The following is a 22,906-nucleotide window of genomic DNA, read 5'->3' on the forward strand; positions in this document are numbered from 1 at the left end:
CCGGCGGCGCGGGCGGCCGCGGAAAAGAAAATGGGTGCGCCCACCCACGCCCGGCGGCCGGGCCGCGCTACGCCGGTTCGAGGAAGCCCTGCTCCACCAGCAGCCGGATCTGCGCGGGCGTACGGTCGCGCAGGGCCACCGGGTCCTCGCCGACCAGCTGGGCGATGGCGTCCAGGATCCGGCCCGCGCTCATGGTGCCGTCGCAGACACCCGCGAAACCGGCGCCGACGGTGTCGACCCGGGTGGCCCGGCGCATGCCGCGGTTCTGGCGCAGGACGACGTGCTCCGGGTCCTCGGCGCCGGGCAGTCCGACCTGCTCCTGGACGACCTCGCCGGACAGCGTGAAGTGCGCCTCCAGCAGAGCCGCGTCGTCGTGGGAGCGCAGGTAGTCGACGCGGTCGAAGTGGGCGCGCACGGTCTCGCCGAGCGGCTGCTCGACCGGGTGCGGCCATTCCTCGGCGACGACCGAGGGCTCGGCGGCCCCGGTCCGGCGCAGCGTGATCCAGCCGAAGCCGACGGCCTTGACCTTACGTGCCTCGAACTCGTCCAGCCAGGCGTCGTACCGCGCCTGGTAGTCGGCGGGATCACCGCGGTGGTCGCCCGCGTCCCGCAGCCACAGCTCGGCGTACTGGGTGACGTCCTGCACCTCGCGCTGCACGATCCAGGCGTCGCAGCCGCGCGGCACCCAGGAGCGCAGCCGGTCCGTCCACTCCTCCCCCTCCACGTGCTGCCAGTTGGCGAGGAAGTGCGCGAACCCGCCCTCGTTCAGGCGCTCCCCCGTCTGCTGAACGAGCGAGCGGCACAGATCGTCCCCGCCCATCCCGCCGTCCCGGTAGGTGAGCCGGGCACCGGGCGAGATCACGAACGGCGGGTTGGAGACGATCAGGTCGTACGTCTCGTCGTCGGCGACCGGTTCGTAGAGGGAGCCCTCGCGCAGGTCGGCGGCCGGGGCTCCGGACAGGGCGAGGGTGAGCGCGGCGATGTGCAGCGCGCGCGGGTTGACGTCGGTGGCCGTCACGCGCGTGGCGTGCGCGGCGGCGTGCAGCGCCTGGATGCCGGAGCCGGTGCCGAGGTCGAGGGCGGCGGAGACGGGCGTACGGACGGTGAGGCCGGCCAGGGTCGTGGAGGCGCCGCCGACGCCCAGGACGACACCCTCGGCGTGGTTGCCGATGCCGCCCGCGCCTCCGACCGCGCAGCCGAGGTCGGAGACGATGAACCAGTCCTCGCCGCCGGGGCCGCCGTAGGGCCGCACGTCCACGGTGGCCGCGACCTCGTCGTCGCCCGCGCGGTCGAGCCAGCCGCTCTCCAGGCAGGCGTCGACGGGCAGGACGTCCGCCACGCGCGCGTGGGGGACGGGTTGCTGGAGCAGGAACAGCCGGACGAGCAGTTCCAGCGGCGTGTCGCCGCGGGTCGCCCGGAGCGCGGGCACGGTCTCGCTGCGCGACAGCGCCGCGTACGCGGGGGCGCCGAGCAGCTCCAGCAGTCCGTCGGCGGTGAAGGACGCCCCGAGCAGGGCGTCCCGCAGCCGGGCGGTGACGTCGGGGCGGTCGGCGGAGGGCAGGGGGGACAGGCTGGCGTTACTCACACCCCCATTGTGGCCCGGCCGTCACCGCCCCGCCCCGTGCCCGCGCGGGGACGTCGGTCCGTCAGCCCTGGGCGGCCGACGGGGTCACCGAGGCCGACTTGCAGCTGGGCTGCTTGGCCATCGCCTTGCCGACGTCGCCCTCCTCCAGGGTCTTCAGCGCGTTGCTGCCGCTCTTGCTGAGCTTGTTCAGCTCGGTGGCGATGTCCTTGAGGCCGTCGGCGAACTCGGCCTGGTCCTTGGTGTTGAGGTCCTCCACCTGCTTGCGCAGGGAGGCGTAGGACGAGGAGAGGCCGTTCAGCTCGGTGACGGCGTCCTTCTGCTTCTTCTCGCCGTCGTCGACGTCCGGGGGGCCGGCCTTCTGGACGGTGGCGCCCATCGCCTTGTAGGCGTCGGACATGTCCTGGAACGCCTTGGCGTCGGTCTTCTGAACCTCGGCGGGGGTGCTGCTGTCCGAGGTCTCCTTCTGGATCGCCGCGTTGGCCGCCTCGATCTTCTTGGCCTGCGGCTGCACGCCCTCGCAGACCTCCTTGGCCCAGGAGTCCAGCTTCTCGTTGTCGTCGCTGCTGCTGCATCCCGTCAGCGCCAGTACCAGTACCGCACCGCCGGACAGTGCGGCCGCGAGCTTCTTGTTCACCGGATTGGTCCCTTCCATGGCTCTCGGCCCCGGAACATACACGCCGGATGGAGGACATCCACCGGACGAACATCCGTTAAGACCGTATTGAAGCCATTTGCACCAAGAGAGAGAAGGCTCACGGTGACGGGTGCGCGCACGCGCGAAACGGGCGGACGACGCGTCAACACGCGCCGTCCGCCCGTCCTTTGAACCAAGCCCCGGGCGAGGCCGTACTGCGGTGTTCAGGTCGGCAGCTACGAAACCACGGCAGGGTTGGCCGACTTGGGCTCCTGGTCGGTGTCGTCCTCGTCGCCCATCGCGATCCCGCGCCGCTTGGACACGTAGACCGCCGCCGCGATGACGACGAAGGCGACGACGGCGATCAGCACCCGTACGCCGACGCTCTTGTCGGCCCCGTACGAGAACTTGATCACCGCGGGCGCGATGAGCAGCGCCACCAGGTTCATGACCTTGAGCAGCGGGTTGATCGCCGGACCCGCGGTGTCCTTGAACGGGTCGCCGACCGTGTCGCCGATCACGGTGGCGGCGTGGGCCTCACTGCCCTTGCCGCCGTGGTGGCCGTCCTCGACGAGTTTCTTGGCGTTGTCCCAGGAACCTCCGGAGTTGGCGAGGAACACAGCCATCAGCGTGCCCGCGCCGATCGCGCCCGCCAGGAACGCGCCGAGCGCGCCCACGCCGAGCGTGAACCCGATGAAGATGGGCGCCATCACGGCGAGCAGTCCGGGCGTGGCGAGTTCCCGCAGGGCGTCCCTGGTACAGATGTCGACGACCTTGCCGTACTCGGGTTTCTCGCTGTAGTCCATGATTCCGGGCCGTTCCCGGAACTGCCGCCGCACCTCGTAGACCACCGCGCCCGCCGACCGCGACACCGCGTTGATCGCCAGCCCCGAGAAGAGGAAGACGACCGCCGCTCCGGCGATGAGCCCGACGAGGTTGTTGGGCTGTGAGATGTCCATCATCAGGTTCATCGGCGCGCCCTCGCCGCTGAGTTTCTCGCCCACGTCCGCCGCGCCGGTGGTGATGGCGTCGCGGTACGACCCGAACAGGGCCGCGGCGGCGAGTACGGCGGTGGCGATGGCGATGCCCTTGGTGATGGCCTTGGTGGTGTTGCCGACGGCGTCCAGGTCGGTGAGTACCTGCGCGCCGGCGCCCTCGACGTCGCCGGACATCTCGGCGATGCCCTGCGCGTTGTCGGAGACCGGCCCGAAGGTGTCCATGGCGACGATCACGCCGACCGTGGTGAGCAGGCCGGTGCCGGCCAGCGCCACCGCGAACAGCGCCAGCATGATCGACGTACCGCCGAGCAGGAACGCCCCGTAGACGCCGAGGCCGATCAACAGGGCGGTGTAGACGGCGGATTCGAGGCCGAGCGAGATTCCGGCGAGGACGACGGTGGCGGGACCGGTGAGCGAGGTCTTGCCGATGTCCTTGACGGGGCGCCGGGTGGTCTCGGTGAAGTAGCCGGTGAGCTGCTGGATCAGGGCGGCGAGCACGATGCCGATCGCGACCGCGACCAGTGCGAGGATCCGCGGGTCGCCGTTCTTGCCCGCGATCGCCGCGTCGGTGACGCCGTCCAGGTCGGCGTAGTTGCCGGGCAGGTAGACGAAGACGGCGACCGCCACCAGCACCAGCGAGATCACCGCGGAGATGAAGAAGCCCCGGTTGATCGCGCTCATGCCGCTGCGGTCGGACCGCCTGGGCGCCACCGCGAAGATGCCGATCATCGCCGTGAGCACGCCGATCGCCGGGACCAGCAGCGGGAACGCCAGCCCGGAGTCCCCGAACGCCACCTTGCCGAGGATCAGCGCGGCCACCAGGGTGACCGCGTACGACTCGAAGAGGTCGGCCGCCATGCCCGCGCAGTCGCCGACGTTGTCGCCCACGTTGTCTGCGATGGTCGCGGCATTGCGCGGATCGTCCTCCGGAATGCCCTGCTCGACCTTGCCGACCAGGTCGGCGCCGACGTCGGCGGCCTTGGTGAAGATGCCGCCGCCGACCCGCATGAACATCGCGATCAGCGCGGCACCGAGGCCGAAGCCCTCCAGGACCTTCGGCGCGTCGGCCGCGTACACCAGCACCACGCAGCAGGCGCCCAGCAGGCCGAGCCCCACCGTGAACATGCCGACGACGCCGCCCGTGCGAAACGCGATCTTCGTCGCTTTGTGCGCGACGAGAGTGAGATCCTTTTCCGGTTCGCCGGGTGCCGGTGTCGCTTCCCGCGCCGCCGCGGCGACGCGTACATTGCTGCGCACGGCGAGCCACATACCGATATAGCCGGTGGCCGCCGAGAACGCGGCGCCGATCAGGAAGAAGATCGAACGTCCGGCACGTTGATTCCAGTCGTCCGCGGGCAGCAGCATGAGCAGGAAGAACACGACGACGGCGAATACGCCGAGCGTGCGCAACTGCCGGGCCAGGTACGCGTTCGCGCCTTCCTGGACGGCCGCCGCGATCTTCTTCATGCTGTCGGTTCCCTCGCCCGCCGCGAGCACCTGGCGCACCAGGACTCCGGCGAGCACCAGCGCGGCCAGCGCGACGACCGCGATGACCGCGACCAGCGCGCGGTTTCCGTCGGTCAGCACGGCAGCCGCGAGATGAGAGGTAGGAAGCTCCGCCATTCGTCCTCCTTGACGCTTGGGCTGAGCTCAAGATGTGGACGGGATTGTAGGTACCGGAAGCCGATCAAAACAGTGCACGACAAAAGGAATTGCTCTGTCAACCACAAGGGCACCGGAAGTAGTAATGGCCCTCCGGCATTAATTCCGCGATCCGCTCGGTGATCCGTTTCACGAACAGCTCGGTGATCGATTTTCCATGCCATTGATCGTGAATGAATTCACTTAACGTCCGCACGACCCCAATGTATGTCCGCGCATGGCAAAGGGCCCCACCAGGTGGGGCCCTCCGGGTGACGCGGGAGAGGTCAGACCGGCGGCAGCACCGCCGGTGCGGTCGGCCAGGTCATGCGGATCAGCCCGCCGGACTCGCCCGCCGTGACCTCCACGTCGTCGACGAGTCCGCTGATGACCGCGAGACCCATCTCGTCCTCCTCGGCCTCCAGCTCGTCGGCGGCGTCCCCCGAGGTCTTGACCCCGGGGACGGCGTGCGGCGCCTCGTCGCCGACCTCGATGGAGAACTGCTTCTCCTCCTCGATCAGCGCCACCTTGACCGGCGCCGTGATGCCGACGTGCTGATGCAGACCCACGGCTCGGGTGCAGGCTTCACCGACGGCGAGCCTGACCTCGTCGAGGACGGCCTCGTCCACTCCGGCCCTGCGCGCCACCGCGGCCGCCACCAGACGGGCGGTCCGGACGTGCTCGGGCAGCGCGCTGAAGCGGAGTTCGACGGTGGCCATGCATCCCCCTCGGAACTACGGGCGTGCTTTCGAGGGTCCGGGCCGCCGACAGCCCGGACCCCCTTCGTTCTCTTGCTGCCCCGGGCCGCACAGGACCCGGGGCCGGTCGTCAGTCGGTGGCCGCCACCGCTTCCTCGACCGAGGTGTGAATGGGGAACACCTTGGTGAGGCCGGTGATACGGAAGATCTTGAGAATGCGCTCCTGGTTGCAGACCAGCCGCAGCGAGCCCTCATGGGCACGCACCCGCTTCAGTCCACCCACCAGCACGCCGAGCCCTGTGGAGTCGAGGAAGTCCACGCCCTCCATGTCGACGACGAGGTGGAAACTCCCGTCGTTCACGAGCTCGACCAGCTGCTCACGCAGCTTGGGCGCGGTGTATACGTCAATTTCGCCACCGACCTCGACGACCGTACGATCGCCGACGGTACGGGTCGACAGGGACAGGTCCACGGATCCTCCAGCACCTTGCTATCGAGCGGTCGTCCCTCGGGACACCTCGGCTTGAAGCCCCCAGGACGGTTCGCCAGCCGCGATGGCATTCAATCACTTACCGGCAGGCGTGCACGACGCCTTGGTCCCATTGTCCGTCACGCCAGTGACAGACTCGGTGCCGATGGCCAAGAATCACCGACCCGATCGATCCCCGGCGGAGCCCGGCTCCCGGCCGGAACCGGGCATGCTCCTGGACCGGCTCGCCGCGGGACCGAGCCGGGCTGCGCGCATCACTCATACGGAGCACTTGCCCCCGCGTGCGGGCCGTCATGCCGTCTGGCCGGACCGGATTCGGCCGGAGGTGCTGGCCGCGGTGCGGGCCGCGGGCATCGAACACCCCTGGGCCCACCAGGCACGCGTGGCCGAGCACGCCCTGGACGGCGATTCGGTGGTCGTCGCCACGGGCACCGCGTCGGGCAAGTCCCTGGCCTATCTGGTGCCGGTCCTGTCGAGCCTCGTGGACGGCTCCGAGGCGCCGAACGGGCGCGGCGCCACCACCCTCTACCTGGCCCCCACCAAGGCGCTGGCGGCCGACCAGTGCCGATCGGTGAAGGAACTTTCACAACCTCTGGGCACATCCGTCCGGGCCGCGGTCTACGACGGCGACACCCCGTTCGAGGAACGCGAGTGGATCCGCCAGTACGGGACGTACGTGCTGACCAACCCGGACATGCTGCACCGCGGCATCCTGCCCTCGCACCCCCGCTGGTCGTCCTTCCTGAAGGCGCTGAAGTACGTCGTCATCGACGAGTGCCACACCTACCGTGGCGTCTTCGGCTCCCACGTCGCCCAGGTGCTGCGCCGACTGCGCAGACTGTGTGCCCGGTACGGCGCGTCGCCGGTGTTCCTGCTCGCCTCCGCCACAGCCGCCGAGCCCGCGGTGGCGGCCCGCCGGCTCACCGGGCTCCCGGTGATCGAGGTCGCCGACGACGCGTCACCGCGCGGTGAACTGGTGTTCGCCCTGTGGGAGCCGCCGCTGACCGAACTGGAGGGCGAGAAGGGCGCGCCGGTCCGCCGTACGGCCACCGCCGAAGCCGCCGACCTGCTCACCGACCTCACCGTGCAGGGCATGCGTTCGATCACCTTCGTACGGTCCCGGCGCGGCGCGGAGCTGATCTCGGTCATCGCCCAGGAACGGCTGGCCGAGGTCGACCGCTCCCTGGCCGGGCGTGTTGCCGCGTACCGCGGCGGCTACCTCCCCGAGGAGCGCCGCGCCCTGGAACGCGCCCTGCACTCCGGCGACCTCCTCGGCCTCGCGGCGACGAACGCCCTGGAACTCGGCCTCGACATCTCCGGCCTGGACGCCGTGGTGATCGCCGGGTACCCGGGCACGCGGGCCTCGCTGTGGCAGCAGGCGGGACGGGCGGGCCGGTCCGGACAGGGGGCGCTGGCCGTGCTGGTCGCCCGTGACGACCCGCTGGACACCTTCCTCGTCCATCACCCGGAGGCGCTGTTCGACCAGCCGGTGGAGTCCACCGTCCTCGACCCCGACAATCCGTACGTCCTCGCCCCCCACCTGTGCGCGGCGGCGGCGGAACTGCCCCTGACGGAGGAGGACCTGAAGCTCTTCGGTCCGGCCTGCGAGGAACTGCTGCCCCAGCTGGAGGCGGCGAAGCTGCTGCGCCGACGGACCCGTGCCTGGCACTGGACACGCCGTGAGCGGGCCGCCGACCTCACGGACATCCGCGGCGAGGGCGGACGTCCGGTCCAGGTCGTCGAGGACGGCACGGGACGGCTGCTGGGCACCGTGGACGCCGGAGCCGCCCACACGAGCGTCCACGAGGGCGCCGTCCACCTCCACCAGGGGCGCACGTACCTCGTCCGCTCCCTCGACCTGGAGGACTCCGTCGCGCTGGTCGAGCAGGCCACCCCCGCCTACTCGACCGTGGCTCGCGACACGACGGCGATCTCGGTCCTGGAGACCGACATCGAGGTCCCCTGGGGCGACGGGCGCCTCTGCTACGGCTCCGTCGAGGTCACCAACCAAGTCGTCTCCTTCCTGCGCCGACGCCTGATCACCGGCGAGGTCCTGGGCGAGACGAAGCTCGACCTGCCTCCCCGGACGCTGCGCACGCGCGCCGTGTGGTGGACGGTCACCGAGGACCAGCTGGACGCGGCCCGGATCAACCCGGAGATCCTCGGCGGGGCCCTGCACGCCGCCGAGCACGCCTCGATCGGCATGCTGCCCCTGTTCGCGACCTGCGACCGCTGGGACATCGGCGGCGTGTCGATCCCCCTCCACCCGGACACGCTGCTGCCAACGGTCTTCGTGTACGACGGCCACCCCGGCGGGGCGGGCTTCGCCGAGCGCGCCTTCCACACCGCCCGCGACTGGCTCACGGCCACCCGGGAGGCCATCGCCTCCTGCGAGTGCGACGCGGGCTGCCCGTCCTGCATCCAGTCCCCCAAGTGCGGCAACGGCAACGATCCGCTGCACAAGCGGGGGGCCGTGCGACTCCTCACGGTGCTGCTGCGGGGGGCGGCGGAGGCGGGGTAGGCGGTGCGTCAGGCACAGTCGGTGCGGAGGGCGGGGCCGGTGCGGAGGGCGGGGGCGGCGGGACCGGTGCCGGTGACGTGAGCGAGGCGGCCGGGCCCGCCCTCGCCCGGACCTCCGCCGTGAACGGACCCCTGCCCGACGCCGCCGTCACGTCCGAGACCTGCCCGGTGATCACACACCTCACCAGCCGCACCTGCTGCGCCCGCGCGACCCGGCTCGCCCGCTCGCACGCCGCCGTGCCGCCCTGTGCCCAGTGGTCCGCCGCCGCGAGTGCCGCCAGATCGGCACCGCCGGCCGCGCGATGGCGGGCCACGACGGCCTGCCCCAGGGCCAGCACCACGCCGAACACCAGAGACAGAACGGCGATGACGACAACGCTCCACACGGTCGCCGAGCCCCGGTCGGAGCCGGTGCGGAGGGCAGACGCCTGCGCGGAAGCAGGTGCGGGGACGGAGGCAGGTGTGGGGGCAGGGGCAGGTGTGGGGGCGGAAGGCCGATCGTGGCCGCTCCCAAGGGCGGTGCCGTCCCCGGACACGCGGCCCTGATCGTGGCCAATCCCGGAGACGGGGCCGTCCCCGGACCCGGAGACCTGATCGTGGCCGCCCGCAGGGGCTGGGGCGGCCCCCGCTGCCGCTCCGGTGCCGCCCCGGCCGGTTGCCGACCGGGGCGGGGCACCGCCCCTCACCGTTCCACCCGCGTCCGCGCCGCTGTCGCGGCCGCCGACTCAGTCTCCGGCCCCGGCATCTGCTCCGCCGAAGCCACGGCCTGCGCCCGAACCTGGAACGGCAGCCCGTGCAGAGCCGGTGGGTCGGCGACCACCACCACGTGGACCAGCCCCGCCTCCCGGCTCACCGTGACCCGCGCTCCGCTCGGGGCCGCCTCGCGGGCGACCTGTACGACCTCGTCGGCCGGGTCCTGCCGTGCCGCCGCGCGGGCGCCCGTCCGGGCCGCGTCCACGCACTGGATCTGGGCGGCCACCACCAGCAGTCCCCACACCAGCGCCATCGCGAACACCACCAGCACCGGCAGCACCACGGCCGCCTCCGCCGTCACGAAGCCGCTGTCCGGTCCGCTGCCGCGTGCCCGGGCCCATACCCGTGCCCGCATCCTGGCCGCCCGCTCACATCCGCGCATCGAGTGCCCCCTTCACGATGCCCTGCAACTCCGCGCTGACCGCGCCGCTCGTCACGACCTTGTAGAGGACGACGGCGAAGGCCACCGCGGCGACGATCCCCATCGCGTACTCGGACGTGACCATTCCGGCGTCGTCCCTCCGAAGGCCCTGCCGCGCGGCCCGCCTCCGCAGCGCCGCACCGACCCCGCCTGCCAGGGCACACAGCCGTGCCCGCACCACCTGATACATCGCAACCCCCATAAGGCTTGATCCCGTTGTTCACTCGCTCGCCCGTCGCTCGTGCGCCGGACACCCACTCGCCGGCCCCGCCGCCGGCCCGACCCGACCCGTCAGCCACCGCCTCCCCCATGTCCCAGCACCCCGCCGGCCAGCCCGATGACCACCGGCAGCACGCCCACCGCGATGAACGCCGGCAGAAAGCACAGCCCCACCGGCACGGTGACCATGACGGCCGCTTGACGGGCCCGGGCCGCCGTGGTGCGGGCCCAGTCGGCACGGGCCTGGGCGGCGAGCCGGGCGGCCGGACCCGCCGCGGCCAGGCCGGACACCTCGGCCCGCTCCAGCAGCCGTGCCAGGGGAGCGGCCCCCGCGAGGGCGGCCAACCCGCGCCAGGCACCGTCCGGTTCGCCGCCCAGGCGCACCTCCGCGGCGCCGCGCCCCAGCGCGTCCCCGACCGGTCCGCCCAGAGCGTCACCGACCGCCCGCGCCGCGGCGACCGGGCTCGCGCCCGCCGCGACACACGCCGCCAGCAGATCGGCCGCCAACGGCAGTTGACGGGCGGCCGCACCGGCAGCGGCCTCCGCCGCCGACGCACCGGCCGCCGCACGCCGGGCGCTCCAACGCCACAGTGCGGCCGCGCCGACCAGCCCCACCAGGACCCCGGCCGCACCGCCGACCACGGCCCAACCGGCGCCGAACATGCCGGCCAGCGGCAGCCAGGGGCGGACGGTGCTCAGCACCTCGGCGCGTCGTGCGGCGGGTCGGACCGGTTCCGGTGCCAGCAGGCCCGTGAGCCGTCTGCGAACCGCCCGCTGCCGCCGCGCGGCTCCGAGACCGCGCGCCAGCCAGCCGACGGTCAGCACCGCCCCCACCACTGCCCCCAGCCTGTGGACAAGGTCGCCGTTCACGACGCCGCCTCCGCTCCGCGCACGATCCGCGCCACCCACCACACGCCCAGGCCCTCCAGGAGCCCACCGGCCAGCAGACAGCCCAGCCCGGCTCCGGTGTGCAGCAGCACGTGCAGCGGGTCGGCCCCGAGGGCGACGCCGAGCAGGAGGCCGAGAACCGGCAGGCCGGCGAGCATCACGGCGGTGGCCCGCGCACCCGCCAACTGGGCGCGGAGGTCGGAGCGCTGGTCCCGCTCGGCGCGCAGCGCGCCCTCCAGCCGGTCGAGGCCGGCCGCGAGTCCGGCCCCCTGGTCGACCGCAACCCGCCAGCACGCCGCGAGTCCGCGCAGCCCCTCGGCCCCGGGCTGCCCGGCCGCCGCCGCCAGCGTGCCGGGGACGTCCCCGCCGAACCGGGCCGCCGCCAGCACCGCCGCCTGGGCGTCACCGAGCCCGCCGGAGTCTTGCGCGGCGTACAGGAGCGCCTCGCCCGGTTGCCGCCCCGCCCGCACCTCCCCGGCAAGCGTCGCGCACAGGGCGATCACCGCGTCCTGCCGGCGCTCCCTGGCCCGCCGCTCCCGGCCGGCCAGGCGCACCCGCCGCAGCACCGGCACTCCGGCCGCGCCCGCGACGATCGGCAGCACCGAGTTACCCAGGAGCGCCAGCACCAGCCCGGCCGCCGCCGACCACCACTCGGGTCGCAACCGGCCTCGCACGCGCCGTAACCCGTCCGCCATCCGGCGCGCCGGAGGCGGCCCTATACTGCCCGTTACGCCCGACCAGCCAGTCCCGTCAGCCCTGTCAGCCCCGTCAGCCTTGCTGGTCCCACTGGGCCCGCTCGCCCCGATCGCCCCGCGCGATCCGCCCCTCCGGCCTTCGACGAGGACCGTCCGCGCCCGCCGTACGCCTGAGTGCCACCCGCCGGCCAACCAGGCGGCTGATCCCAGGCACACCAGGGCCACGCCCATCGACAGCTCGCCCGCCCCGGGCACGCCCGTCGTCCCCGTCGCGCTCAGCATCCCTGCGCCTCCCGTCCGACGGCCCGCTCCTCGGGCCCCGCACCGCGCAGCAGCGCCCGCAGCCGCGGCCAGCCGCGTTCGGCGACGAAGGACTCCGCGCCCCATCGCAGCGCCGGCACCGTCCGCACCAGCCCCGACGGGTCCCGTTCCAGTACGTGCACCTCGGCGATCCGGCGCCGTCCCGCGCGGTCACGGACCAGGTGGAGGACCACGGAGAGGGCCGCCGCGAGCTGGCTGTGCAGAGCCGCCCGGTCCAGGCCCGCGGCCGTGCCGAGCGCCTCCAGCCGGGCCGGTACGTCAACGGCCGCGTTGGCGTGCACCGTCCCGCACCCGCCTTCGTGGCCCGTGTTCAACGCGGCGAGCAGATGGACCACCTCGGGTCCGCGCACCTCGCCCACGACCAGCCGGTCCGGCCGCATGCGCAGTGCCTGGCGCACCAGGTCCTCCAGGGTGACCAGCCCCGCGGCCTCTTGGTTCGCCGGCCTGGTCTCCAGACGGACGACGTGCGGATGGTCGGGCCGCAGTTCCGCCGAGTCCTCGGCCAGCACGATGCGCTCGTCCGGTCCGACGAGCCCGAGCAGGGCGCTGAGCAGCGTCGTCTTCCCGAACCCGGGACAATGACGCCCCTACTGAGGCAGACTCAGGACATGAAGAGCACCCAGACGGGGGACGCCCGGACGCGCGCGGTCATCTACTGCCGGATCTCCCAGGACCGCACGGGCGCCGGCCTCGGCGTCGACCGGCAGCGTGAGGACTGTGAGGCCCTCGCCGAGCGGAACGGCTGGGAAGTCATCGAGGTGTACGTCGACAACGACGTGAGCGCCTTCTCCGGGAAGAAGCGCAAGGACTACGAGCGAATGCTCGCCGACCTCGACGACGGCAAGGCCACCGTCGTCATCGTCTGGCACACGGACCGCCTGCACCGCTCGGTCCTGGAGCTGGAGAAGTACATGAACCTGTGCGAGCGGCGGGGCGTCTTCACGCACACGGTGCAGGCCGGCGAGATCGACCTCGCCTCCCCCACCGGCCGGATGCTGGCCAGGCAGCTCGGCATCATCGCCCGCTACGAGTCGGAGCACAAGGGCGACCGCATCGCCCGCAAGCGCCGCCAGAAGGCCATGGCCGGGGAGTGGGCGGGCGGCATCCGCCCCTTCGGCTGGGGTGTGCCCACCGGCGAGACGAAGAGGAAGCTCGACCGGAAGACCGGCGACGAGATCGAAGTCCCCGAGCTGGACATGACGAAGGCCGTGCCCGAGGAGGCCGAGGCGCTGCGCTTCTGGACGGACGAGATCCTCTCCGGCGCCTCGATCCGGTCCCTGGTCCAGTGGTGCGCGCACAAGGGTGTCCTGACCACGCGAGGGAACGCCGTCTCCCACACCGACATGCGCGACATGCTGCTGCGCCCAAGGAACGCCGGAATCGCCGTCTACAAGGGCGAGGAGGTCGGCCGGGGGAAATGGGAGCCGATCGTCGACGAGGCGAAGTACAGGGCCGTCGTGGCGATCCTGAAGGATCCGGGGCGCCGGACGACGCCGGGCGCCTCGCCGAAGTGGCTGGGCTCGCTGCTGTACCGGTGCGGCCGCGGCGACTGCACCGAGTACGTGTTCGTCACCCAGTCCGGCGGCCGCCGGTTCCCGTCGTACCGGTGCCAGACCGGGCACGGCGGCGGCCGGCGCGCCGAGGTCGTCGACCAGTACGTCGAGGACACGATCGTGGAGCGGCTGTCACGGCCGGACGCGCACGAGCTGCTGGAGCCCGCCCCGGAGGGCGTGAACGTGGCCGCGCTGCAGGCGGAGGGCGAGCAGATCCGCGCGCGGATGCGGGACCTCGGCGGCCTGTTCGGTGCGGGCCAGCTCGAGCTGGGCCCGTTCACGGAGGGAATGGAGATGGCCCGCGCGCAGCTGGACGGAGTGACGCGGCAGCTGGCGCGCGCGGTGACCGCGGATCCGCTGGCCGGCCTGGTGGGGGCGCCGGACGTGCGGGCGGCGTGGAAGGCGCTGGAGCTGGACCGGAAGCGGTCGGTGCTGCGGGCCCTGGTGGAGGTGACGCTGAAGACGCCGCGGCCGGGGCGGATGCCGGACGGCGGGTACTTCGACTACGACGCCGTCGTATTCACCTGGAAGCGAGGCCAGCTCTAGCCTTCGCGGCCGGGGACCTCACCACCCAAACTCTGCAGCTCCACCTCAAGCGCATGGCGCTCTGCCGGAGTGTGGTCCTTCAGGCTGTCGTACAGCTCGTGCTCGATCTCCAGCCGCCGCTCGATTGTCGGGTCGTAGGCGCCGTCCACGGGTGTACCCGCAGGTGGGAGGAACTTCTTGCGGCGCGCCGACGCCACCCACTTGGCGGCAGTAGAGTGCGGCGCCTTGAACTGGTTAGCCACTTCTCGAGTGGGGGCCATGCCCGCCCGTTCCGAGATCGCGTAGACACGGGCGACCTTCTTCAGGAAGTCGTCGGTGATTCGCTGGCGCTTACGCCTCGGATTCGGCGTCCCCCGCGCTGATGCGTATGCCTCAGCGGCGTGACTCTGCAGCTGGTCCAACCATTCGATAGCCGCCTTTGGGCGGTTCCCATACGGATCCGACTCGTCCGCAGAGACCACCGGCCAGTCCCCGCCAGTTCGCGCAGGGTCAGACTCCGGCCGGCCGCCCTCGTCCATGAACTGCAGCAGGTACTGGGTCATGTAGTGGATACCCAGTAGCTTCCACTTGTCCGGCTTGATGACCTTGCGCACCGTCTCCATGACCGTTCCGATGTCCTGGTAGGCGGAGCGTGCCTCCGTCATCTCCAGCTCCCCCTCGTAGACCTGAAAGTTCAGGAAGAGGACGGGAGCCCGCCAGCCTTCTGCACCCTCCGAGCCATCCCGGTAGGTGCGCCAGGCGTCTTGCGGCGCGATGACCAGGTGAAAGAACTCAGGCAGGAGAACGGAGCCCACCCGCAACAGGCGAGGTAGCTCAGTCGGTTCATCCATGGCAAACCACGGAAAGGCTGCGATCTTCCAGCCGCCGGGGGGCTTGAGGGCGTCATCCATGGCTCCCATCCTGCCCGCCCTGGCAAGGGTACGGCAAGAGCACGGACAGTAAACGGCACGCCACTTTGACAACTCCCATTGTGTGAATGGCAAAGCAATGGCTAGGGTGTGGGCATGGCACAAGCGCAAGCGCTGCGACTTGCTGACATGCGCTCGGCCCTGTCTAGCGGGGAAGCCGAGCGCCTGCGAGTTGATGCACAGCTGTCGATTGGCGAGGTGGCTCGAGCGTGCGGCGTGGATCAGTCCACGGTCTGGCGCTGGGAGAACGGTGTACGCAAGCCGCGCGGAGTAGCTGCGCTTGCATACGCGGAACTCATCGAGTCACTCCGCCTGCGGTCCTCGTCCACCGACGAGAGGGAAACGGCGTGACTGCGGCAAAGCCACAGGTCACCCACTTCGGTGCCGCTTTCGAGGTCCAGTCGGAAGCGTCCACCGGAAACGACGAAGCGACCCGGGGTCCAGCCGGGCCGCCTCTGTCGAGCAATTCGCGAAACCACGTGCAAGCAGATCGGAAGAGCTCTATGACCAGCATCCCACAGGCGACAACGACGTCACCTGCCCTGCCCGAGCAGTGCATCGTCGCCAGCCTCACCGCCGAGGTGATGGCCGACGCCGACGACGGACAGCTCACCCTCCTCGCAAGCACGCTCGGCAATGCGGCTGATCTTCAGGTGATCAGCCCCCGCGCCCTGCTGCAGATGGTGAACCGGCAGCGCGCCCAGCTCGACCAGATAGAGGCCCTCGCCCAGGAGTACGCCGAGAAGGTGCTCCTCCCCCCGTTCCTCGACGAATACGGCATCGAGCTGGAAGAACTCGACCCCGCCAGCCTCTTCCAGTCCAACCCCAAGCTGGCCGCCGGCTTCCACGCCTTCGCCGCCGTCCACAAGGACGGCCGCACCCTCGCCGTCGTCCCCACCGGCCAGAAGCCCACCGCGCGACTCGCCGCCCTCGTCGCCCTCATCGACCACATGCAGGACCAGAAGTGACCGCGCCCACCAACGCGCCGGCGGCCTGGGGTGTAGCTACACCCCCGGCCCGCCCGGTCCGCTTCGAGGACCCGACCCGGAACGCGGCGTACTGGGCCCGTATCGACCGGTGCGTCGACCAGGCGCCGCCGCTCACCGACGAGCAGATCGCCATCCTGCGCGGGATCTTCGCTCCCGTCGCCCGCACTGCGACCCGGGAGGCGGCGTGAGCACTGTGACCGCTGCCCTGTACGTCGACCTCGAAGGTGTCCGCGCCCGCTACGAGTGCCTCCGCCCCGGCTGCACGCAGCCCCTCGAAGGCCCCGTCTACGGCGACGACGTCAAGCCCTTCGTCGACACCATCCGCACCCATCACCCAGCACGCTGCACTGGAGTGCCCCGTTGAACGACGCACAGACCCCCGACCTCCGGGCTTCCGCCCGCGAGATGGACGACGCCGGCCTGTGCGTGCTGCCCGTCCGCCCCGACGGAAGCAAGGCCCCCGACGTCCGCAGCTGGACCCAGTACAAGGTCAACCGCTCCACCCCCGAAGAACACGACCAGTGGTTCAGCGACGGCCGCCGCACCGGCATCGGCATCGTCACCGGCGCAGTCTCCGGCAACATCGAACTCATCGAGTTTGAAGGCCTGGCGGTCAACGAGGGGATCCTTGCCGAGGTCGCAGAACTCGCGCACAACAGCGGGCTCGGCGACCTCTGGGAGGCCGTCACAAAGGGCTGGGCCGACCAATCCCCGTCCGGCGGCGTTCACTACAAGGTCATCGTCGAGGGGCAGCCCGCAGCCGGAAACACCAAGCTCGCCCGACGCCTCGCCCGCGAAGACGAGTACACCCCGGAGGAACGGCAGCGGGTCGCAGAGCGCCCCAACGTCAAGATCGTGCGGGTCCTGATCGAAACCCGGGGCGAGGGCGGATTCGTCGTCGTGGCGCCGTCGCACGGGTCCACGCACCCCAGCGGCGAGCCTTACGTCCGTCTGGCCGGGGGCCCCTCCACCATGGCCGTCGTAGGGCCGGAAGACCTCGAAGCGCTGTACACCCTGTGCCGCGCCTTCGACGCCATGCCCACCGAGGAGAGGGCGAAGACCGCCCCGCGGCCGAGGCGTGAGCTGCCCGCCGGACACGTGCGGCCGGGCGACGACTTCGAGGACAAGACCGACTGGTCCGAGATCATCGGCAAGGAGTTCGACCCGATCTTCACGCGGGGCCGGACTACCTATTGGCGGCGCAAGGACAAGCCCCGCGGGATCTCCGCGACCACCGGCCACTCAGCGGACCGCGACCGGCTGTACGTCTTCAGCACGTCCACCGTGTTCGAAGCAGAGACGCCTTACGACAAGTTCGCCGCCTACACCCTGCTGACGCAGGGCGGTACCAGCGCTGATGCGTTCAAGCGGGCGGCTGCCGACCTGCGCCAGCAGGGATACGGCTCCGAACCGCCCCGGCAGCGCCTCAGCTCCGTTCCCCGGCAGGCCGGGCCGTTCAACGACGGATCGTCTGCCCTCGACCCGGACACCATCCCGGCGCCGGACGAGCAGGAGATGGCCGGCGGACCGGACCTCCGGATCGTCCGGAGCAAGCCGGAGCTGGACATCACCAACGAGGCCGACGCCATCGACGGCCTGCTCGACATCATGGCCAACGAGCAGATGCCCGGCCTGTACAAGCGGTCCACCGGCCCGTGCTGGGTCTACGAGGACGACCAGGGCAACCCGCTCGTCAAGCAGCTGGGCACCGACAACCTGCGGGCCTACCTCGCCGAGCACGTCACCACCTTCCAGATCGTGCGCGACCCGTTCACCGATGGCACCAAGGAAGTCCGCGAGCTGGTCATGCCCAAGACCTGCGGCACGATCCTGGGACGCAGGGACTGGCCGCTGCTGCCGCTGCGGGGAATCGTCACGTCTCCGGTCGTCCGTCCGGACGGAACGCTGGTGAAGGCGCCGGGCTACGACCGCGGCACCGGCCTGTATATGCACCCGCGGGTGCCGCTCCGGCGGCTGCAGCCGCAGGTGTCCAAGGAGTCCGTCGAGCGGGCCAAGGACATCGTGCTCAACCAGATGCTGGCCGACTTCCCGTTCGTCGACGCCTCCGACCTCGCGCAGTACCTCGGCGCCCTGCTCTCCCCGATCATCCGGCCCTACGTCCCCGGGCCGACACCCGTCGTCGTCATCACCAGCACCTCGCAGGGCTCCGGCAAGACGCTCCTGAAGGACGCGTTCGGCTACGTCTACGGGCTCGCTGAAACGCCGTGGCCGGAGAATGACGCCGAACTCCGCAAGGCGATCACCGCCAAGCTGTGGGACTGCGGTGACCCGGTGATCGCCATGGACAACCTGCCCAACGGCCACATCATCAAGTCGCCGATCCTGTCGTCCCTCGTCACCTCCGCCAACTGGAGTGACCGGCTCCTGGGCTCCACCAGCAGTGTCAGCATCCCCAACGACCGGCTGTGGGTTCTGACCGGCAACAACCTGCGCACCGGCGGGGACAACGCCCGTCGTACCCTCTGGGTCCGCCTGGACCCTGACTGCCCCAACCCCGACCAGCGTGACGACTTCGCCGTCGGCGACCTCCGTGCCTGGCTCACCGACAACGCGTCCACGGTCGTCGCCGCACTCGTCACGATGGTCCGCGGGTGGCTCGCCGACGGCGCGAAGACGGTCAACACCCGCATGGGCGACTACTCCAGGTGGGCCTCCGTGATGGCGGGGATCCTCGCCTACCTGGAGGTCCCCGGCTGGCTCGCCAATCGTGAGGCGGCGGCCGCCGTCCTCGACGACGAGGCCGAAGAGTGGGCGGCGTTCCTGACCGCCTGGCACGAGACGATCCCCGACGGCCGCGCGGTCCCCACCAAGGAACTCCTGGGCCTCAAGGAGGACGTGCCCCGCCTCCACAACGGCGACCTCCCGTCTCCGAAGCAGCTCGGGCACTGGCTCAAGGCCCGGGAGGGCCGCTACTACGACGACCTCAAGGTCGTCCGCGTCCCCGACTCGCACCGGAAGCAGAACCTTTGGCGCGTCGCCAAGTACGGGGAGGGCCGGTGATCCCCACATACCCGCAGACTGCGGGGAAGTTGCGGGGAAGAGAAATGTCCTCCGACCTGCGGTTTCGCGGGGATGCGGGGATGTGCGGGATCGGGAGCTATTCCCCCGTATACGTAACCCCCTCATACACACCACCCGCAACACACCTGTGCATGCGCCGCGTTCCAAAAGATCTCAGCCTCATACGTCAGACCCAAAAGACATTCCGCACTTACCCGCAAACCCCGCAGACCAGCAGGTCAGCGCGCGGCAGGGGCCTCGAGAAGAACCCCGCACACATCCCCGCAACATCCCCGCAGAACCCCGCAACGGAGAGCCGAGGTGACCGGCATGTCTGATACGCCCGAGACGTTCACGCCCCGTCCGTACCAGGCCGAGGCCATCAAGACCCTCATCTCCGCCTGGCAGGGCCCGCACAACCGGCTCGCCGTCGTCCTCCCGACCGGCGCTGGCAAGACCGTCGTCTTCGCCAACCTCATCGACGAGCTGCTGCCGCAGCTGAACGGCGGCCGCGCCCTCGTCATCGCGCACCGCGAAGAACTCATCGAGCAGGCCGCCGCGAAGATCCGCGCCGTGCGCCCCGACCTGCGGGTCGGCGTCGTCAAGGCCGAACGCGACGAGCACCAGGACGCCGACGTCATCGTCGCCTCCATCCAGACCCTGGCCGTCGAACGGCGCCGCAACGCCATCACCAACATCGGCGTCGTCATCGTCGACGAGTGCCACCACGCCGCCGCGCGCAGCTACATGACCGTCCTCGAACACTTCGGCGCCTGGCGCGGCCTTCCCGTCGCCGGCTTCACCGCCACCATGACCCGCACCGACGGCGGCCTGGCCGACGTCTGGGAAGAGGTCGTCTTCACCCTCGACATCCTGGAGATGATCGAGGACGGCTATCTGTGCGACGTCCGCGGCAAGCGCGTCATCGTCGAGGGCCTCGACCTGGACGCCGTGAAGTCCCGTGCCGGCGACCTCCAGGACGGCCAGCTCGGCCAGGCCCTGGACGACTCTGGCGCCGCCGAGGTTGTCGCCGAGGCGTACCGCCTGCACGCCGGAGACCGCGCGGGCGTCGTCTTCACCCCGACCGTCGACACCGCCCAGTCCATGGCCGAGTCGTTCACCGCAGCCGGCCTCCCCGCGGCCGCCGTCTGGGGCGACATGCCCCGCGACGACCGCGCGGCCACGCTGGAGAAGTACCGGCGCGGCGACGTCCAAGTCCTGACCAACTGCATGGTGCTCACCGAGGGGTTCGACGCCCCGTGGACGTCGTGCGCGGTCATCGCCCGCCCGACCAAGTCCGCAGGCCTGTACTGCCAGATGGCGGGCCGAGCGCTCCGGCTGTGGGAGGGAAAGAAGGATGCGCTGATCCTCGACGTGATGGGCGCCTCCACCCGCCACAAGCTCGCCTCCATCGTCGACCTCACCGGCCGCGACGTCGTGATGCCCGACGAGGACCAGACGCTGCGGGAGGCCGTGCGCGAGGCCGAGGAGAAGGCAAAGCGGCGCCTGGACCTGTCGCGGATCCAGGTCGAGGAGATCGACCTCTTCCACGGCTCGACGGTCCGCTGGCTGAAGACTGAGACGGGCGTCTGGTTCATCCCCGTCACGGACTCCACCTACGTCTTCCTCCTCCGCAACCCGGGCGACCGGACGTACTGGCTGCGCCGCTTCGACACCGCCAACGGCGTGGTCGGCCCGAAGAATGACGTGCCGATGCCGCTGCCGGAGGCGAAGGCGTGGCTGGAACAGCAGGCGAAGGCGATGGGCAGCCGGTGGCTTGCCACCCGCTCGGCGTCGTGGCGGAACCGGCCGGCCAGCGTGAAGCAGCTCAACTTCTGCCGGATGAACCAGATCGCGGTGCCGACCGGCAGCACCGCCGGCGAGGTGTCCGACCTCCAGGCCGTTCACCAGTTCTCAACCATCCTCTACCGGCTCACCGCCCTCGCCGCGGCATGAAGGGAGACACCGTGCAGAGCACCACGATCCCGAAGGTGATCGGCCTCGACCTGAGCCTCACCTGCACCGGCGTTGCCGGCGAAGGGTGGACCGACATCATCCGGCCCCGGACCGGAGTCCGCGGCCACCCGCGGCTCGCCTTCATCGTCGACCGAGTCGCCGACCACATCGGTGGCGCCGACCTGGTCGTCATTGAAGGCCCGTCGTTCGGCGGCGGGGTCGCCCACCGGCACGAGGATCTCGCCGGGCTCCGCGTCATGGTCCGGCACGCCTGCTGGCGCCGCCAGATCCCCTACGCGGTCGTCCCGCCGTCCTGCCGGGCTCTGTACGCCACCGGCAAGGGCTCCGGATCCAAGGGTGCAGTCCGGGACGCAGTACGCACCCGATACGGCGTCGACTGCGACGGGCCCGGCCGCTACGACCAGGCCGACGCCTACACCCTCCTCGCGATGGGCCTGCACCACCTCGGCTGGCCCCTCGCCGTAGTCCCCGACACTCACCGCCGCGGCCTCGACGGAAGCCAGTGGCCCATCCTGGAAGGACTTGCCGCATGACCTCGAACGAGATCCTGATGCTGGCGGTCGGCCTGCTCACCGGCGCCCAGCTCACGAACCTGATGCACGCCTACTGGGCCAGCCAGGACGCCCGCCGGGACGCGGCCGCCGCAGAAACCGCCCTCAAGCGCAGCATCGGCGACCGGGACCTGAACACCTTCCGCCTGGAACGGCTGCAGCAGCGCACCGGGACGCGGTCATGACCGCCGCGCAGGTGCTCGCCGCGGCCGTCGCCGAGCTGCGGTCGGTGCCGTCCGGGGACCCGGTGGCCGTGCAGGGCGGTGTCATACCGGCCCGGGTCGCGGAGCCGCTCGCTGCCTGGCTGGAGATCGCCCACGACTACGTGACCCGGTCCCATCCCGATCTGGCGCTGGCGTCCCCGTTCCGGCGGGGCGCCGTCGACGTGGCCCACGCTCTCATCCGCGGCCGCCACCACCCGACGGAGGTGTACGCCTCGGCCGAGGCCGGTATCCCGCCGGGTTGCGCCGTGTGCGGGCCGATGAGGTGGCCGTGCCCGACCGTCAACATCAGCTACGAGGAGACGCCGTGAACGAGTGCGAGGTGTGCGGGACGGAGACGGACGGGTACCTGTGCGGCCGTCACGCCGAGCAGTTGGCCGCCCGCCTGGCCGACCTGCCCACCCTGTACGACGAGGTCGCCGAGTGCCTGGTGCCCCGCCGGTCCGGGCCTGCCGAGTTCGTCTCGGCGGCCTCGGCCGGCCCGCGGTCGCCGCTCGACGAGTCCGTCCTTGACGAGGTGAACACCGCGCGGGCCGCCGAGGTGACTCACCTGTGGCGGGTGGACGTGCAGCGCGTCCGCTGGCCGCACCACGGGGCGCCCGCCCCGGCCGGGCTCGCCGCGGACTGCCGGTGGCTCGCGATGGAGCTGGAGTGGATCGTCGAGCACTACCCGGCGGCTGGCGACCTGGCGCGGGAGGTGCGCGAGCTGGAGCTGGCCGCGCGGTCGATCGTCGGTGATCCGGCGCCCCGCCCGCAGCGGCTGGGGACGTGCGTGGCGGTCGACGGCGAGGGCGTGGTGTGCGGGGCCGTGATCTCCCGACTGCCCGGGCAGTCCCGGGTGGCGTGCCGGTGGTGCGGCTACCGGTACGAGTCGGAGCAGGACTGGCTGACGCTGCTCCACTTCCAGCCCAAGGCGGCGGCGTGAAGACCTTGAATCCAACCCCGGGTTGGACTACCGTAGTGGCGATGGAACCGATGCCCTGGCGGGATCGGGTTCGAGGCGAGGACGCGCTGTTGCAGCAGCTCAACGGCCTCGTCACCGACGCCGCCAACCGTCGCGCCGAGGCGCTACTCGAAGGAGTGGCCGACCTCGGCACCGTCGCCGACGTCGCCCGCGACCTCGGCCTCAGCTGGAACGCCGTCGACAAGGCGATCAAGAAGTACGAACGCCGGAAGGCCGACAGCACCACAACCACATAGACGAGAGGCCGGGCAGCAGCTCGGGGGTTGCAGCCCCCGGCGCGCGCACCGCCCGACCTCTCCAGCCCACGAACGAG

The 22,906-nt window shown here is 71.2% G+C and carries 24 protein-coding genes and 1 pseudogene; 13 read left to right on the forward strand and 12 right to left on the reverse strand.

The window, feature by feature from the left end:
* Window positions 1–67 precede the first annotated feature (67 nt).
* The 5 genes from IE258_RS05325 to bldG all read right to left on the reverse strand — a co-directional run bounded on the left by IE258_RS05325 (window position 68) and on the right by bldG (window position 6,028).
* Window positions 68–1,585, reverse strand: coding sequence for a DUF7059 domain-containing protein (locus tag IE258_RS05325; protein WP_159327241.1), 1,518 nt, complete (start codon window positions 1,583–1,585; stop codon window positions 68–70).
* A 61-nt stretch (window positions 1,586–1,646) separates the two neighbouring features.
* Entirely contained in the window at window positions 1,647–2,237 is a 591-nt protein-coding gene (locus tag IE258_RS05330; protein WP_189739559.1) for a small secreted protein, read from the reverse strand.
* 218 nt (window positions 2,238–2,455) lie between these two features.
* The gene (locus IE258_RS05335; protein ID WP_189739562.1) at window positions 2,456–4,840 is read right to left on the reverse strand and encodes a sodium-translocating pyrophosphatase; all 2,385 of its coding nucleotides are present in this window, start codon (window positions 4,838–4,840) and stop codon (window positions 2,456–2,458) included.
* 305 nt (window positions 4,841–5,145) lie between these two features.
* A complete protein-coding gene (locus IE258_RS05340) occupies window positions 5,146–5,577 on the reverse strand; it encodes an ATP-binding protein (RefSeq protein WP_127893666.1) in 432 nt (143 codons plus the stop codon).
* 109 nt (window positions 5,578–5,686) lie between these two features.
* A complete protein-coding gene (gene bldG / locus IE258_RS05345) occupies window positions 5,687–6,028 on the reverse strand; it encodes an anti-sigma factor antagonist BldG (protein WP_003975386.1) in 342 nt (113 codons plus the stop codon).
* An 82-nt stretch (window positions 6,029–6,110) separates the two neighbouring features.
* On the opposite strand from bldG, the gene sftH reads away from it, so the two are divergent.
* The gene (gene sftH / locus IE258_RS05350) at window positions 6,111–8,567 is read left to right on the forward strand and encodes a DEAD/DEAH box helicase (RefSeq protein ID WP_189739565.1); all 2,457 of its coding nucleotides are present in this window, start codon (window positions 6,111–6,113) and stop codon (window positions 8,565–8,567) included.
* Here the strand turns inward: sftH and IE258_RS05355 are convergent.
* The 6 genes and pseudogenes from IE258_RS05355 to IE258_RS05380 form a co-directional block, all read right to left on the reverse strand.
* Window positions 8,530–8,952 carry an Rv3654c family TadE-like protein gene (locus IE258_RS05355; RefSeq protein ID WP_229891939.1) on the reverse strand — a complete coding sequence of 141 codons (423 nt, stop codon included), beginning with the start codon at window positions 8,950–8,952 and terminating at the stop codon, window positions 8,530–8,532. The genes sftH and IE258_RS05355 overlap by 38 nt on opposite strands.
* 296 nt (window positions 8,953–9,248) lie before the next feature.
* Window positions 9,249–9,701 (reverse strand): TadE family type IV pilus minor pilin, encoded by a 453-nt coding sequence (locus IE258_RS05360; protein ID WP_373309721.1) that lies wholly within the window; start codon window positions 9,699–9,701, stop codon window positions 9,249–9,251.
* Window positions 9,688–9,930 (reverse strand): DUF4244 domain-containing protein, encoded by a 243-nt coding sequence (locus IE258_RS05365; RefSeq protein WP_189739571.1) that lies wholly within the window; start codon window positions 9,928–9,930, stop codon window positions 9,688–9,690. Before IE258_RS05365 ends, IE258_RS05360 begins: the two co-directional genes overlap by 14 nt.
* 101 nt (window positions 9,931–10,031) lie before the next feature.
* A complete protein-coding gene (locus IE258_RS05370; protein WP_189739574.1) occupies window positions 10,032–10,829 on the reverse strand; it encodes a type II secretion system F family protein in 798 nt (265 codons plus the stop codon).
* The gene (locus IE258_RS05375; protein WP_373309732.1) at window positions 10,826–11,797 is read right to left on the reverse strand and encodes a type II secretion system F family protein; all 972 of its coding nucleotides are present in this window, start codon (window positions 11,795–11,797) and stop codon (window positions 10,826–10,828) included. Before IE258_RS05375 ends, IE258_RS05370 begins: the two co-directional genes overlap by 4 nt.
* Before the next feature lie 20 nt (window positions 11,798–11,817).
* Window positions 11,818–12,435 (reverse strand): annotated as a pseudogene (locus tag IE258_RS05380) (TadA family conjugal transfer-associated ATPase); the annotation flags it as partial.
* 36 nt (window positions 12,436–12,471) lie between these two features.
* Between IE258_RS05380 and IE258_RS05385 the strand changes: the two are divergent.
* Window positions 12,472–13,962, forward strand: coding sequence for a recombinase family protein (locus IE258_RS05385; protein ID WP_189739580.1), 1,491 nt, complete (start codon window positions 12,472–12,474; stop codon window positions 13,960–13,962).
* Here the strand turns inward: IE258_RS05385 and IE258_RS05390 are convergent.
* Window positions 13,959–14,852: a hypothetical protein gene (locus IE258_RS05390; RefSeq protein WP_189739583.1), complete on the reverse strand. Its 894-nt coding sequence runs from the start codon at window positions 14,850–14,852 to the stop codon at window positions 13,959–13,961. The two genes, IE258_RS05385 and IE258_RS05390, sit on opposite strands and share 4 nt — an antisense overlap.
* Window positions 14,853–14,999: 147 nt before the next feature.
* On the opposite strand from IE258_RS05390, the gene IE258_RS42000 reads away from it, so the two are divergent.
* The 11 genes from IE258_RS42000 to IE258_RS05445 all read left to right on the forward strand — a co-directional run bounded on the left by IE258_RS42000 (window position 15,000) and on the right by IE258_RS05445 (window position 22,829).
* Complete coding sequence (locus IE258_RS42000) at window positions 15,000–15,221, forward strand: helix-turn-helix domain-containing protein (RefSeq protein WP_373309733.1); 222 nt, start codon at window positions 15,000–15,002, stop codon at window positions 15,219–15,221.
* A gap of 152 nt (window positions 15,222–15,373) precedes the next feature.
* Window positions 15,374–15,838 carry a hypothetical protein gene (locus IE258_RS05400; protein WP_189739589.1) on the forward strand — a complete coding sequence of 155 codons (465 nt, stop codon included), beginning with the start codon at window positions 15,374–15,376 and terminating at the stop codon, window positions 15,836–15,838.
* Window positions 15,835–16,047, forward strand: a complete 213-nt coding sequence (locus IE258_RS05405) for a hypothetical protein (RefSeq protein ID WP_189739591.1) — start codon at window positions 15,835–15,837, stop codon at window positions 16,045–16,047. The genes IE258_RS05400 and IE258_RS05405 overlap by 4 nt, the downstream gene beginning before the upstream one ends.
* Window positions 16,044–16,223 (forward strand): hypothetical protein, encoded by a 180-nt coding sequence (locus tag IE258_RS05410; RefSeq protein WP_189739594.1) that lies wholly within the window; start codon window positions 16,044–16,046, stop codon window positions 16,221–16,223. Before IE258_RS05405 ends, IE258_RS05410 begins: the two co-directional genes overlap by 4 nt.
* On the forward strand, window positions 16,220–18,880 hold the full coding sequence (locus IE258_RS05415; RefSeq protein ID WP_189739597.1) for a bifunctional DNA primase/polymerase: 2,661 nt from the start codon (window positions 16,220–16,222) through the stop codon (window positions 18,878–18,880). The genes IE258_RS05410 and IE258_RS05415 overlap by 4 nt, the downstream gene beginning before the upstream one ends.
* A 330-nt stretch (window positions 18,881–19,210) precedes the next feature.
* A complete protein-coding gene (locus tag IE258_RS05420) occupies window positions 19,211–20,836 on the forward strand; it encodes a DEAD/DEAH box helicase (RefSeq protein ID WP_229891941.1) in 1,626 nt (541 codons plus the stop codon).
* A gap of 11 nt (window positions 20,837–20,847) precedes the next feature.
* Window positions 20,848–21,390 carry a hypothetical protein gene (locus tag IE258_RS05425; protein WP_229891942.1) on the forward strand — a complete coding sequence of 181 codons (543 nt, stop codon included), beginning with the start codon at window positions 20,848–20,850 and terminating at the stop codon, window positions 21,388–21,390.
* Entirely contained in the window at window positions 21,387–21,593 is a 207-nt protein-coding gene (locus IE258_RS05430) for a hypothetical protein (protein ID WP_189739605.1), read from the forward strand. The genes IE258_RS05425 and IE258_RS05430 overlap by 4 nt, the downstream gene beginning before the upstream one ends.
* Window positions 21,590–21,940 carry a hypothetical protein gene (locus IE258_RS05435; protein ID WP_189739608.1) on the forward strand — a complete coding sequence of 117 codons (351 nt, stop codon included), beginning with the start codon at window positions 21,590–21,592 and terminating at the stop codon, window positions 21,938–21,940. The genes IE258_RS05430 and IE258_RS05435 overlap by 4 nt, the downstream gene beginning before the upstream one ends.
* The gene (locus IE258_RS05440; protein WP_189739611.1) at window positions 21,937–22,554 is read left to right on the forward strand and encodes a hypothetical protein; all 618 of its coding nucleotides are present in this window, start codon (window positions 21,937–21,939) and stop codon (window positions 22,552–22,554) included. The genes IE258_RS05435 and IE258_RS05440 overlap by 4 nt, the downstream gene beginning before the upstream one ends.
* A gap of 41 nt (window positions 22,555–22,595) precedes the next feature.
* Window positions 22,596–22,829 carry a hypothetical protein gene (locus IE258_RS05445; protein ID WP_189739614.1) on the forward strand — a complete coding sequence of 78 codons (234 nt, stop codon included), beginning with the start codon at window positions 22,596–22,598 and terminating at the stop codon, window positions 22,827–22,829.
* Window positions 22,830–22,906: the final 77 nt, after the last annotated feature.

Origin of the sequence: Streptomyces tendae, from assembly GCF_014650435.1 — a bacterium.
Taxonomy (GTDB): Bacteria; Actinomycetota; Actinomycetes; order Streptomycetales; family Streptomycetaceae; genus Streptomyces; species Streptomyces tendae.